1 protein-coding gene and 1 pseudogene are annotated in these 212 nt (G+C 59.4%); both read right to left on the reverse strand.

What is annotated here, in order from left to right:
- Nucleotides 1-128 (reverse strand): annotated as a pseudogene (locus A3714_RS17530) (isomerase/hydrolase); the annotation flags it as partial.
- Entirely contained in the window at nucleotides 121-198 is a 78-nt protein-coding gene (locus tag A3714_RS17535; RefSeq protein WP_255362637.1) for an FAD-linked oxidase C-terminal domain-containing protein, read from the reverse strand. The gene A3714_RS17535 and the pseudogene A3714_RS17530, both read right to left, overlap by 8 nt.
- Nucleotides 199-212: the final 14 nt, after the last annotated feature.

The raw sequence follows: 212 nt of genomic DNA on the forward strand, positions 1-212 counted from the left end.
CTGGCGTGGTCCGCGTAGTTGCGGCCCACGCACACGGCCTTGCCCACGGGAATGTCGATGGGCGACCCGTCGATCCAGCGGTGCTGGTAACCGTCCTGATCCACCGGGGTGTTGATTTCATCAAACATCGAACAGCTTCCCCGGGTTCATGATGTTGTTGGGATCAAAGACGTGCTTCACCGCTTTCATGCAGGCGATTTCTTCCGGGCTGC

The organism is Alcanivorax sp. HI0007 (assembly GCF_001635525.1).
GTDB lineage: Bacteria > Pseudomonadota > Gammaproteobacteria > Pseudomonadales > Alcanivoracaceae > Alcanivorax.